This window comes from Thalassotalea eurytherma, assembly GCF_030161415.1.
GTDB lineage: Bacteria > Pseudomonadota > Gammaproteobacteria > Enterobacterales > Alteromonadaceae > Thalassotalea_G > Thalassotalea_G eurytherma.
On the sequence record NZ_BSSU01000004.1, the window covers coordinates 124,923 to 137,448 of the forward strand.

The 12,526-nt window shown below is 39.8% G+C and carries 11 protein-coding genes; 4 read left to right on the forward strand and 7 right to left on the reverse strand.

Annotated features, from left to right (window positions below; all coding sequences use genetic code 11):
* The first annotated feature begins 89 nt into the window (after positions 1-89).
* Positions 90-1,499: an aminotransferase-like domain-containing protein gene (locus QQK02_RS04535; RefSeq protein WP_284206770.1), complete on the forward strand. Its 1,410-nt coding sequence runs from the start codon at positions 90-92 to the stop codon at positions 1,497-1,499.
* Here the strand turns inward: QQK02_RS04535 and QQK02_RS04540 are convergent.
* On the reverse strand, positions 1,483-2,271 hold the full coding sequence (locus QQK02_RS04540; protein WP_284206771.1) for a hypothetical protein: 789 nt from the start codon (positions 2,269-2,271) through the stop codon (positions 1,483-1,485). The two genes, QQK02_RS04535 and QQK02_RS04540, sit on opposite strands and share 17 nt — an antisense overlap.
* Before the next feature lie 209 nt (positions 2,272-2,480).
* On the opposite strand from QQK02_RS04540, the gene rsgA reads away from it, so the two are divergent.
* A complete protein-coding gene (gene rsgA / locus QQK02_RS04545; RefSeq protein ID WP_284206772.1) occupies positions 2,481-3,527 on the forward strand; it encodes a ribosome small subunit-dependent GTPase A in 1,047 nt (348 codons plus the stop codon).
* Here rsgA and fghA read toward each other — a convergent pair.
* The 4 genes from fghA to QQK02_RS04565 all read right to left on the reverse strand — a co-directional run bounded on the left by fghA (position 3,524) and on the right by QQK02_RS04565 (position 7,356).
* Complete coding sequence (gene fghA / locus QQK02_RS04550; protein WP_284206773.1) at positions 3,524-4,360, reverse strand: S-formylglutathione hydrolase; 837 nt, start codon at positions 4,358-4,360, stop codon at positions 3,524-3,526. The genes rsgA and fghA overlap by 4 nt on opposite strands.
* Entirely contained in the window at positions 4,361-5,470 is a 1,110-nt protein-coding gene (locus tag QQK02_RS04555) for an S-(hydroxymethyl)glutathione dehydrogenase/class III alcohol dehydrogenase (protein ID WP_284206774.1), read from the reverse strand.
* Positions 5,471-5,665: 195 nt separating this feature from the next.
* The gene (locus QQK02_RS04560) at positions 5,666-6,442 is read right to left on the reverse strand and encodes a DUF417 family protein (RefSeq protein WP_284206775.1); all 777 of its coding nucleotides are present in this window, start codon (positions 6,440-6,442) and stop codon (positions 5,666-5,668) included.
* Positions 6,443-6,615: 173 nt separating this feature from the next.
* A complete protein-coding gene (locus QQK02_RS04565; RefSeq protein WP_284206776.1) occupies positions 6,616-7,356 on the reverse strand; it encodes a substrate-binding periplasmic protein in 741 nt (246 codons plus the stop codon).
* Between the two features lie 174 nt (positions 7,357-7,530).
* Here QQK02_RS04565 and QQK02_RS04570 point away from each other — a divergent pair, with 174 nt between their 5' ends.
* Positions 7,531-8,217, forward strand: coding sequence for a cupin domain-containing protein (locus QQK02_RS04570; RefSeq protein ID WP_284206777.1), 687 nt, complete (start codon positions 7,531-7,533; stop codon positions 8,215-8,217).
* Between the two features lie 14 nt (positions 8,218-8,231).
* Here QQK02_RS04570 and QQK02_RS04575 read toward each other — a convergent pair whose 3' ends face one another.
* Entirely contained in the window at positions 8,232-8,573 is a 342-nt protein-coding gene (locus QQK02_RS04575) for a zinc ribbon domain-containing protein YjdM (RefSeq protein WP_284206778.1), read from the reverse strand.
* A gap of 383 nt (positions 8,574-8,956) precedes the next feature.
* Between QQK02_RS04575 and QQK02_RS04580 the strand changes: the two genes are divergently transcribed.
* Positions 8,957-10,261, forward strand: coding sequence for an inosine/guanosine kinase (locus QQK02_RS04580; RefSeq protein WP_284206780.1), 1,305 nt, complete (start codon positions 8,957-8,959; stop codon positions 10,259-10,261).
* A gap of 430 nt (positions 10,262-10,691) precedes the next feature.
* On the opposite strand, the gene QQK02_RS04585 is transcribed toward QQK02_RS04580, so the two are convergent.
* A complete protein-coding gene (locus QQK02_RS04585) occupies positions 10,692-12,353 on the reverse strand; it encodes an HAD family acid phosphatase (protein WP_284206781.1) in 1,662 nt (553 codons plus the stop codon).
* Between the last annotated feature and the right edge of the window lie 173 nt (positions 12,354-12,526).

The following is a 12,526-nucleotide window of genomic DNA, read 5'->3' on the forward strand; positions in this document are numbered from 1 at the left end:
GCGGCGACATTCTAGTGCGCAACCACAAAAGGTTACAGGGGCAGTTTTTTATATTAAAATGGGTACAGTTTACCTAGGGTATCTATGAAATGACTAAGCTTTATCTTCAACTAAGTTATCAAATTGAACAGCAAATCGATGAAAATCTCATACTGCCCAGTGAGAAACTGCCTTCTATTAGAACCATCATGGCATCACATGGTGTTGCTAAGAATACGGTAATTTCAGCCTTAAATGATTTAGAAAAGAAAGGGATCATTTTTGCCAAAGCCAAGGTCGGCTTTTTTGTCTCACCTCGAAGAAACACGCAGCACCAACTCCCAAACCAACACTTCCCAAATTTAGAATCTCAGGCCGTTTCATTAACGGATATTTTTTATGACGTGATGAACAAAGAAGCAGCGTTTGATATTGTGCCCAATGATAGTACGGCACTACCTTCGCAACACTTAATCAGTTTAAATAAGCATATTCGCCGAGCTTATCGTCAGCAAATTCCTTTCAGATCGAGCCATTACGATACACCTAAGGGTCATGTCACATTAAGAGAGCAGCTGAGTCATCGATATCGTTTAAGGGGCATTAACATTGACGTCGAGTCATTTTGTATAACGTCTGGCTGCCAGCACTCGTTAATGCTCGCACTTATGGCAACTTGCAAGCAAGGTGACACCGTTGCCGTTGAAACCCCTACTTTTTATGGCTCACTTTTATTGTTAGAGCAACTAAAGCTTAATGTTGTTGAAGTATCTAGCCACCCGGTGACTGGACTTGATATAGAACATTTAACCCAAGCATTAGAAAAAACCCAAATAACAGCTTGTATCGTCACACCTAATTTCGCAACGCCAACGGGTAGCTTGATGCCAGAGGATAATAAAAATCGACTGCTTTCATTAGCTAACGATTGCGACTTTGCCGTCATTGAAGACGATATTTATGGTGAAATTTCATTTGCCGATCCAACAAGCAGTTTATTATCTTTTGATACACAAGAGCGGGTGATCGTTTGCTCATCAATGTCGAAAGCACTTTCAAAAGATATTCGAATTGGCTGGATCATCGGAAGTCGATGGCAAAAACAAATAGAACAATTAAAGCTGACCAGTATTCTCGCGTGCAGCAGTTCAATTCAATCAGGTGTCGCTGAATTTATGGCATCTGGCGATTATCGAAAGCATATCAATTACACGCAACATACTCTTCAACAACAAATGTTGACCCTCACGCAACTTTTAACCGATTACTGGCCTTCTTGTACCCGCTTTACAAAACCCTTGGGTGGCATTTCGCTATGGGTTGAATTAGCCCACCCGATAAATAGTTTAGCGATCTATCACAAATTATTAAAAGACAATATTGTGATCACACCGGGTTTATTATTTTCTCATCGAAGCAATTACCAACATTGCATTAGACTTAGCTTTCAACACGCATTTAATAAAAAGCGTGTTGAAGCAATTAAAACCATAGGTAAAACAATTACTGCTTCCCTTTAGATCGTAAATCATACTGTACCTGTGCTTTTTCATTATATTTATTGAGCAAGGTTTTTGATTTTTGTTGTTGGTTAGCGAGCGCTACCAAATCAATTTTAAGATGACCATGACGATCAAATTGGCTAGCAAATGTACCCATCATTGGCATATCAACATGCCAATCATAGAGTAAACCAATCACATGATTACCAAATTGAAAGGCCTCATATTCATTGAGTAACGTTAGAAAATCACTAAAAGAAAGCCCTGATAACGTTGATTGAGCTGTAAACGCCGACTTATACCCTTTAGCAAGCAACGACTGAGCATCAAATGCCAACTGAAATTGATAGGCATGTCGTGTTTCATGAATTAAAAAAGCAAGTGGCGCGTAAGGCTCCATCGCTTTTAATTTATCTGGATTTAAATAAACTAAACCCGAGCCTGGGTTGTTCATATCAAAAACAAAATTCACTGGCCGTGTTGGGTACAAAGTATTGTTAATGACTAACTCGGGGCACTCCATATCAAGTACTTGGCACTCAACCTCAAACACAGCTGGTAGTAATTTCATACGATCATCAAACGACAGTTTCGACCATTGACTTAATTGCTTGGAAAGCTCAGGAATAGCACGAAGTGCATCAACAAAGCGTTGTGCATCTTGCTCTCTTTGTTGATGTGCTTTAACTAACCAGGCTTGGTTACTTTCAGTCAACGCAAAAGCACTGCCTGATTTACTTTGTAATTCATGGTTAGCAAAGAATTTAGCAGGATCAGCGTTAACTGCCATACTGCAAATCATTAACAGAAAAATTGCTAGTTGCTTAACTAGGGGACTTGATAAAGAGTGAGGGTAAAACATTGAAACGTTATACATATTATTACAAATAAAAGACTTAATATGCGCTAAATTCTACTATAGATTAATGGACGTGTTTTAGAAATCAGATATATTTTTGAGCATATGCCTACAAACTCCCACACACTTTTTGAGATAGCATGAGTGACATAACATTAAGCCAACATCAGCTTGGATGGAAACCGTATTTTCAGCAACAATTAACCATAGACGAGCTAACCGACTATGCTGTTGCACGCGTTATCGAGCAGCATCGAAGTCATCTGATTGTGATGTCTGATTTAGGCTATCAACAAATCAGCTATACGCCCAATGTAGAGCGCATTTGCGTAGGTGACTGGCTACTAATTGATGAAAATTCACGAGTGGTAAGAGTGTTAGAGCGTCAATCGTTGTTTGAGCGAAAAGCACCTGGAACAAAAGTAGATACACAACTTATCGCAGCTAATATTGATACAGTAATGATAGTTTGTTCACTTAATCACGATTTTAAATTAAGTCGTATTGAGCGCTATATGGTCATTGCCAATGAAGCAGAAGTAGAGCCTGTTATTGTCTTAACCAAGGCCGATTTATGTGAGGACGTCACACAGTATCAAACACAAGTTCAAGCGTTAGACCCTTTGTTAATGGTGATCGTCGTTAACGCGACCGATCCACAAAGTGTTCAACAGTTAGCCCCTTTTTGCCAAACAGGTAAAACAGTCGCTTTTATGGGGTCATCAGGTGTAGGTAAATCTACGCTTGTTAACTCACTACTCGGTAGCCAGGCAATGGCAACGGGAGCAATTCGAGAAGACGACAGTAAAGGTAAGCACACCACAACGCATCGCGCTATTAAGCTTTTGCCGCAAGGTGGTATTTTAATGGATACTCCGGGTATGCGAGAACTTCAACTTAGTAGCAGTGAACACGGGGTCAATGAAACCTTCAATGAAATATCAACATTAGCCTCTCAATGTCGATTTAATAATTGCTCCCACCAGTCAGAGCCAGGCTGTGCAGTGCTTGCCGCCATCGATTCAGGTGAATTATCTCAACGACGTATGGACAGCTATAAAAAGCTGATGCGCGAGCAAGCGTTTAATAGCGCGACCTTAGCTGAAAAACGCTCTAAAGACAAAGCATTAGGCAAGATGATAAACACCACACAACTTGCCTCAAGACGCTTTAAAAAAGGTAGTTAACTTTCTTTAAGTTGACGCACATGCCAAGCAATATGTTCTTCCATAAAACTGGCAACAAAGTAATAAGAATGATCATAACCAGCTTGCAGACGATACATAACAGCTTGATCGTGCTCGTTCGCCGCTGCCAAAAAATCCTCTTTTGGTAATTGAGTCGATAAAAACTGATCCTCACTGCCTTGATCGATTAATATTTCTTGCTCCGATTGATGTGACTTTACAAGTTGCGTTGCATCATAGGCTTGCCAAGTATCTTTATTACTACCTAAATAGGCTTGAAATGCTTTTTGTCCCCACGGCACATCACTAGGTGACAAAATAGGAGAAAACGCAGAGCAACTTTTATAAAGTTTGGCGTGTTTTAAAAACAAAGTAATAGCACCGTGCCCGCCCATTGAATGCCCTAACACACCTTGTTTTTCATCATCAACAGGAAAGTTATTGATGATAAGTTGTTGAAGCTCTCCAGTAATATAGGTGTCCATCTGGTAATGTTCTGCCCAAGGCTGTTCGGTTGCTGATAGATAAAATCCAGCCCCCTGCCCTAAATCATATTGCTCATTATCCGGTATATTTTCACCACGAGGACTGGTATCAGGCGCAACGACAATAACGCCGTGTTTTGCGGCATAAGCTTGTATGCCCGACTTTTCCATAACATTTGCCCAAGTGCAGGTAAGCCCAGATAAATACCACAACACCGGTACAGGTTTTTCTTTAGCTTGGGGCGGAATAAAAACAGCAAAAGTCATAACTGACTGGGTGGTTTTAGCATCATGTTCAAAAACAACTAAATCGCCACCAAAGTTTTTCCAACGTGAAATTTCTTTCATTTAAAACACCACTACACTGCGAATACTTTCGCCGGCATGCATCAAATCAAATGCTTTGTTTATATCTTCTAACCCCATGGTATGGGTGATCATCGGATCAATCTCAATTTTTCCATCAACATACCAGTCAACAATTTTAGGTACATCTGTTCTCCCCTTCGCACCACCAAACGCTGAGCCTCGCCAATTTCTGCCGGTTACAAGTTGAAAAGGTCGTGTCGCAATTTCTTTGCCCGCTTCAGCAACACCAATGACAACAGAGGTTCCCCAGCCGCGATGACAACATTCAAGTGCGTCACGCATCACATTTACATTGCCTGTACAATCGAAACTGAAATCAGCACCACCATCTGTTAGTGCAACCAAGTGCTCAACAACTGAGGTTGATAATTGGGTTGGGTTAACAAAGTCAGTCATGCCAAACTTTCTTCCCCATGCTTCCTTTGTCGGGTTAATATCAACACCAATAATTTTATCCGCGCCTACCATTCTTGCGCCTTGAATAACGTTAAGGCCAATACCACCTAAACCAAAGACAACAACATTATCTCCTACTTGAACATTAGCCGTTTTAGTAACTGCGCCAACGCCCGTCGTTACACCGCAACCGATGTAACAGGCTTTATCAAACGGTGCATCTTTACGAATTTTTGCCAAAGCTATTTCAGGCATAACTACAAAATTTGAAAAGGTAGAGCAGCCCATATAGTGATATATTTTTTGCCCTTTATAAGAAAAACGAGAAGTGCCATCAGGCATTACCCCTTTGCCTTGAGTAGCACGAATAGAAGTACATAAATTAGTTTTGCCCGACAAACAACTTTTACACTGTCTGCATTCAGGTGTATATAAAGGAATAACATGATCATCAAGTGCAACGCTGGTTACGCCAGGACCTAATTCTCTAACAATGCCAGCACCTTCATGGCCCAGTACCGCAGGGAATATGCCTTCAGAATCTAAACCATCAAGCGTATACGCATCGGTATGACAAATACCGGTAGCCATGATTTCAACTAATACTTCACCTTCTTTCGGCCCTTCCAAATCAAGCTCTACAATTTCTAAAGGCTGTTTTGCTTCAAAGGCTACCGCCGCTCTTGTTTTCATAAGGAGAATCCTTGCTATTGAATAGTGATAGGTGACGTACCTATATCTTGATTTAAGATAGTTAATCGGCGCATATAATGCCACTAAGTAGAATGCTCAATTAGGGCTATCTCTTTTTATAATTGAGCATTAAAACAGATTACAGCAAACTTATATATTCTTAATCGCAGATAAGCCTTTAATAATAATAGTAAATTATGAAGGTGCTTGGTCAGTAGAGTGCATTGAATTATTAAACAAGTGCCAAAACACAATTAAATTTGCGATAAACCACAAGTCCTTTATCAAGAAGTGTCCACCCGTTGAAAGCAAGGTCTCAGCTGATATTGCCGCGTCCCAACTAAATAAAAAAGTTTGCGTAACAACAAATACTGCGCCGGATAGGACAATTACAGGCAGTAATAACTGTCGATAAAAAACACAAGCAACTAACAGCGCAGCGGCAAGTAAATCATAGACACCAATAAGATTAGAAGTTGTTTGCAAATCCCAAACATCGTACATCCATGACATCAACGGCGATGTTTTAACAAGTACCTCAATGCCTTGTGCTTCAAATAAGGTAAACTTCATGCCACCAATCCAAACGAGCACCAAGAACACGGGAAATACATTTGCCCATAATTTGAGTGACGCAGCGCCTGTAGGTTTAGCTAAGAACAAACCAAGCCCCATCAAGGCAAAGTATTTAATAACGCCTTGGCCAGAACCTATAGCTGGAAAGCCGCCAAGTTGAGCTAGCCACATATTTTCATCAAAAAGCGCCACTAACGGTACTAAGCTAATAGCAATTAACAACCAACCTAAAACGGCGCGAGCTTTCTCAACCTTAATTGACACAATCGCCAAGATAGCGGCACTCACTAGTGCTAATAGTGCAATCGAATTGTAAATATTGCCGGCAAGCCAACTTGAAATACCGTAGAAGTCAGTAATAAGCTCGATGTTTTTATGGTGCCCCATAAGGCTCATCGAAACGCCCAGCAAACCGGTTGAAAGGGCTATGAGAATAAAAAGGGGTGTTGAGTAAGCTTGTTTCATAGTGCAAAAAATCTGTTTTTCTTAAGGGACAATTAAGACCTAAACCCCACGTAATAAATTTCAAAAAATATAACACCAAAGTAAAAAAACTAATTTTCAAATACTTACTGTGTGTAATTAGCTTGTTTTTCTAGATAAAGCTTTTTTGCTTGCTCTGATGATAGGAGCTCATCAAGCAATGCAATAAGTTCTTCAGGTGCTGAATGATTGGGAGAAATAGCCGTATAAAAAGGAATTTTTTCAAAACAGTCGAGTTGATGAATATCCATTTCATGCTCCATCAATTGATAATGCCCCATCACCATACTGTCTTCAACGAACAGATCTACGCGCCTAACTTTTGCAAGGTTAACTAGCTGTTTAAGTGGCGTACTGCTGGCTACCGAAAGAATATATTCATCAGTTTTAGGCTGGTTAATCACGCTATCTAATGGCTCACCATAGCCATAATCTTTAACTACGCCTAACGTCATTCCTTTTAAAGAGCTTCTTTCTTTGTAATTGAAAACACGTTGATTAGCACTAAAAAAACACATTTGATAGGTGCCCGTTGCTTGATTGGGAAAGTGAAATGCAGGCGCTTCAACCGGCGTTGAAGTTAACAGCCCATCATATTGACCATTACGCGCTGCCATAATCGCTCTTGACCAAGGCAAGACATCAACCGTTAATTCGATATTTTTAGTGATAAGTAACTCAGTTAAATAATCAACGACAAAGCCTTTTTTATCTGGTGACTGACAAATAAACGGACACCAATTAGTAGCCGCTAACGTTAACTTTTTGGGCACTGGTTCGGCAGTCACCGACGCAGCTACACTCAAAACAACTAACAAAGTGAGCATTTGAATAACTCTTTTCAACATGCAAGCAACATATAAACTAAACCATAGTGTTAGCATAACGAACAAAATAGAATACCTCGACCAATTGATAGAATTAATAACTCAGCTAGTTAATGGCAATCTTATTGGCTATTCGCTAAAGTAGCGCTATTCAACCAGTATCGTGAGCGAGCAATGACAATTATCCAAAATTTACATATGGATTTTACAAAACGAGTTGTCATCAATACAGAGCAGCAGCCTTGGTTGCCCAGCCCTAAAACAGGTGTCTGGCGAAAACCGTTAGCACGAGAAGAAGCTGAGCAGGGTCATGCTACGAGTATTGTAAAGTATGATGCAGGAGCCTCTTTTTCAGAGCATAATCACCCATTAGGTGAAGAAATCTTTGTACTTGACGGTGTCTTCTCAGATCAAACAGGTGATTATCCCGCAGGTACATATATTCGCAACCCCAAAGGCTTCGTGCATGCGCCTTATTCAACCCATGGTTGCACGCTCTTTGTAAAGTTGCACCAATTTCAAACAAGCGATACTGAGCAAGTAAGAGTTAACACCGAAATACAGCCTTGGTTACCCGGTCAAGGAGGGCTTGAAGTCATGCCGTTACATGAACATCAAGGTGAACATGTTGCACTTGTGAAATGGCCGGCCAATGAACGTTTTCTGCCACACCGCCACTTTGGTGGTGAAGAAGTACTTGTCTTAACTGGCGAATTTAAAGACGAGCATGGCTCATACCCGAAAGGCACTTGGCTACGCAGCCCCCATATGAGTGAACATCACCCATTTGTTAGTGAGCAAACCATAATATGGGTTAAGACTGGGCACCTACCATTCGATCCCCATCAGCACTATGAGTAATAACGAGTAAATCGTTATGCTTTTTTAACAAACTTAGCAGTAACCATCATTTCACCAACGCCATCGACCTTACAATCTAATTCGTGATCTTTGGCATCTTTAATCCGCCTTACCACAGCTTTTGTGCCAATTTTAATGACTTGCGAACTGCCTTTAATTTTTAAATCTTTTACAACGGTGACTTTGTCACCTTCAGCTAATAACGCCCCGTTGGCATCTTTAACATTAACCGTTTCTTCAGCTTCAACTTCAGCAGGATCCCACTCGTGCGCACATTCAGGGCAAATAAATAGATTCTGGTCTTGGTAAACATATTCAGACTGACAAGCCGGACAATTAGGGATAGTTTCACTCATGGGGAATTTCTTCGATGTTAAAAAGGGAATTTTACCAAGATTTCAGTCAAAATTAAGCACTAAATTTTGTTATTTATCCAAAAGAAATAACTTATTCATGCTCAAGCTCTATAGAGCCTAAACAGTTTTTTAGCGCCTAAACATTTGATTTTTTCTGTGAGAAACTAAACTATCAGTAGAAAAAGCACTCAACACTTTTCAAAATAATCATGTTCTTCTTCGCTTTGATTACAGGGTAATAAAGTAAGGTTAGCAAAACTGTTTGATTTAAAAACAATATCTCGGCAGCCTATTTAAAAATCAAGGCTAGCGGCATTTTAAGACTATAGATTTATATTAATTCACTTATAATACGCCTAATTTAAAATTTACATGTACTATCTATGCGATTTCCAGGCCGAAGAAAACACCGCCATTATTTTCCAATTGATAAGAAAGATCCTCTTACTCATAAACTGACCAACACCGTTCAACTTGAACACCCTTATGTTGTTGGTTTAGACCAAACGATTGTTGATATCGAAGCAAATGTTTGTAGTTCAGTACTTGAGCAATTCAATCTAAAAAAAGGCCTTTCACAATTAGTTGATTCGGCTACCGCTGAATCTTTATACAATTATTTGGTTGAACACGATTTAATTAATGTTCAATATGCTGGTGGTACGATCGGTAATACAATGCACAATTACTCGGTATTGGCAGATGATCGTTCAGTACTTTATGGTGTAATGAGTCAAAATATTAGTGTCGGCAACTATGCCTATCAATACTTGTGTAACACCTCTTCAAAAGTTGACTTGCAACATCTACAACCTGTAGATGGTCCAATCGGCCGAGGTTTTACTTTAATCACTGAAGAAGGTGAACGTACCTTTGCGATTGACTCAGGCATGATGAATAGATTGTCACCTGATTTTATTAATGAAGACATGATCAAAAATGCCTCTGCCTTTGTACTTAGTGCTTACTTTACTCGTTGCTCTGGTGAAGACACCTTAGATAAAGCCTCACTAAAAGCCATAGAATATGCCAATAAACATGGCGTCCCTGTTGTTCTTACGTTAGGTACTCGGTTCATGATTGACGAACGTCCACAATGGTGGCGTGAGTTTATTCAAGAGCACGTACAAATTCTTGCCATGAACGAAGAAGAAGCCGATGCGCTAGTTGGCACAAAAGATCCATTAATTGCCGCAGATAAAGCGTTAGAGCTAGTTGATATGGTGTTATGTACTGCTGGCCCTGAAGGCTTGTACATGGCGGGCTATACTGATGAAAAGTTTAAGCGTAAAAGCGAACGTGAATATTTACCAGGCTCTATCCCTGAATTTAATAAATACGAGTTTTCACGCCCTTTAAGAAAAGCTGAGTGTGAAGAGCCAATTAAAATATACTCACACATTGCACCTTATTTAGGTGGTCCTGAAACCATCAAAAATACCAACGGTGCAGGCGACGGTGCATTAGCAGCGCTATTACATGATATCTCTTCAAACGACTTTCATAAGCTCAATGTGAAAGGCTCAAGTAAGCACCTACTACCCGCTTTGACCTATTCATCACTGTCACAAATTTGCAAATACGCAAACCGAGTAAGCTTTGAAGTTCTCACGCAAAACTCCCCTCGCCTGTCGAAAGGGTTACCAGAAAGAGAAGATAGTTTAGAACATGCTTACTGGGAAAAGTAAGTGATGAAAAAGGCTTAACCAAAACGTTAAGCCTTTTTTGTATCTATTCTCATTCAACTGCATCATTGAATGTTCAATCAGCAAAGCAGCTTAGTATCGCTGTACACAATTAAACGAACATCCTTCATTGTGTAACTATAACTTATTCAATTATTCTTGTTTATTGAATCTAACCGAGGTTGCTGGCATATCATCAGACAGCGCCAAGTTTTGCTCTTTTATAATGACTATCTCTTTCTTGAACTTTTCGATCTCATTTTTGTTATTAAATATCATATTATTACTCTGAAAAACTCGACGCTTTTGTATAACAAATCACAATACGCGAATTGTAAAATTTGAATGAATAAAGCGTTAAAAGTGACATTTTCTTTGATGATACTATTTCACTCGTTATTCTCGTCTATTGTCACTTTCCTTATTTATACCTTTACCACGACCCATACATAGGGTTAGGTAACAAGAATAATTCATTGTCATTGGTTTTTAGTAGTTCCATGGGATCGACATGTTCTTGGGTAACACCACTAAAGTCTTCAATGTTATCGCCAATTTGCATGATGATTTCCAATTTAGGAAAGTCACTATGCCTTTTCGAGCCTGACACGTAACAGCTGATCTCACCTTGTTGAAGCTGGCGACGTCTTAAGTCTTTATCGTTTTTGATTGCGCCACCATCAATGGCCATTTTGTCTTGAGCTACTCGGCCAACTAAACACGTATTTTCAACAGAAATGGGTAAACCGAGCTCAAGCATGTTTTGCCACGTATATTTATCTAGCTCTCTATTTCGGTTCGTAATAAGAGCTAACTTACCGCCACTTTCAATAACCGTTTCAATAAAAGATTTAGCACCCGGGACTAGGCCAGCTTGTTTTGATTCAACCCAATCGTTCCACGTATCAGTTTGGTAGGTTAAACCTTGCTTATCGATACCTACTTGATAACCACTGTTGTCTAATACCGTTTCATCAATATCCATTACCACAACCCAAGGGGACGTAAAGTTAGCTTCAGCGACAACATTGGCAGCTTCTTGGTAGGTTGATTGAGTAAGGTATTTATATTCAGCACTCGTTCTTTGCCATTTAACCGCATTGGATAATGGCAATGCATCAGCGCTTATTTCTATAGACACAGCGCAATGATCACTGAGCATTTCATTGGGTTCCATCTTGTCAAAATAGTGCGCTTTTATTTGTTTATTCATGCTTAAGCTATTCATATGTCCTACTAAAATGTGGTCAATCGGTGCAGGGTAATATGGATGACAACCGATAAGGTCTTTGGTAGTAACGTCTAAACTCGATGCAGACTGATCACTATTATTTTTTAGTAACCTCGTTAAGTGATTGTATGGCGCAGATAATCGATGATTAAAGTCACCAAGCACCACATAAGGTTCGCCCTGCTTTTCACGTGTTTCTATCCAGCTATCTAATACTGGCGCCTGTTTAGCTAATGTCGCACACGATTTTTTATCCGTAGCCCGAGAGTAGTTATCGACAAAACAACCACTTTTCATATGTACGTTAAGCAAAGTAACCTGGCCAAAATCCGTACTAACGGTGAGCTCTAAACCATAGCGTAAGCTGGGGTTATCTAGCGCAAGCTCGGCAAGCGAGTGTACTTGTTTAACATCCAATCCCTTACGCACAGCAAATGCAACTTTTTGCTGTGTTGACATAAAGCCTGATTTACGACATTCATACGTCTCACTATCGGCGCGCTCTGAGATAAATATTTGCCAAGAATTGGCAGGAAAAACACTTTCTACCGCTTGATAAGAAGCCACTTCTTGCAAAGCAACAATATCAGCGGATAAATTTGCAGCGTAACTCTTCAGCTTAATTATCTCTGCGCTATCACGAGGCTTACAACCTTGTGCAGCCGGATATGCAAGATGCTCTACATTCCAAGTTGCCACTTTAAGCGATTTAACTTCACTTAACACAGCACGGTTATTGTCTGATTGCACACTGTTTGCCGTCACGTTTTTATTAACCGGAACTTGGGAGGATTTATTACTCTGACACCCTAAAAGTGCCAGTGATGCCATCAATAGAGTTAAACCAAACTTAATATTTTTCATAGGTATATTTCGCAATTTATGTTAATTGGTGATGAACAATCTCAGAAAAGCTCAAACCGATAGAGAAAACGTTTTGAGCAACATTGTATGAATGACTAACGCAGTAAAGCAATACTTTTCTATCCATTTGGTCAATATTCATTACGTAATTTTAACGTTCTCTAGACCACTCC

Bases quoted from the DNA above. Each gene is read 5' to 3' on its own strand.
- QQK02_RS04535 (WP_284206770.1), top strand. From the start codon at position 90: ATGACTAAGCTTTATCTTCAACTAAGTTATCAAATTGAACAGCAAATC.
- QQK02_RS04540 (WP_284206771.1), bottom strand. From the start codon at position 2,271: ATGGCAGTTAACGCTGATCCTGCTAAATTCTTTGCTAACCATGAATTA.
- rsgA (WP_284206772.1), top strand. From the start codon at position 2,481: ATGAGTGACATAACATTAAGCCAACATCAGCTTGGATGGAAACCGTAT.
- fghA (WP_284206773.1), bottom strand. From the start codon at position 4,360: ATGAAAGAAATTTCACGTTGGAAAAACTTTGGTGGCGATTTAGTTGTT.
- QQK02_RS04555 (WP_284206774.1), bottom strand. From the start codon at position 5,470: ATGAAAACAAGAGCGGCGGTAGCCTTTGAAGCAAAACAGCCTTTAGAA.
- QQK02_RS04560 (WP_284206775.1), bottom strand. From the start codon at position 6,442: ATGAGCCTTATGGGGCACCATAAAAACATCGAGCTTATTACTGACTTC.
- QQK02_RS04565 (WP_284206776.1), bottom strand. From the start codon at position 7,356: ATGCTCACTTTGTTAGTTGTTTTGAGTGTAGCTGCGTCGGTGACTGCC.
- QQK02_RS04570 (WP_284206777.1), top strand. From the start codon at position 7,531: ATGACAATTATCCAAAATTTACATATGGATTTTACAAAACGAGTTGTC.
- QQK02_RS04575 (WP_284206778.1), bottom strand. From the start codon at position 8,573: ATGAGTGAAACTATCCCTAATTGTCCGGCTTGTCAGTCTGAATATGTT.
- QQK02_RS04580 (WP_284206780.1), top strand. From the start codon at position 8,957: ATGCGATTTCCAGGCCGAAGAAAACACCGCCATTATTTTCCAATTGAT.
- QQK02_RS04585 (WP_284206781.1), bottom strand. From the start codon at position 12,353: ATGAAAAATATTAAGTTTGGTTTAACTCTATTGATGGCATCACTGGCA.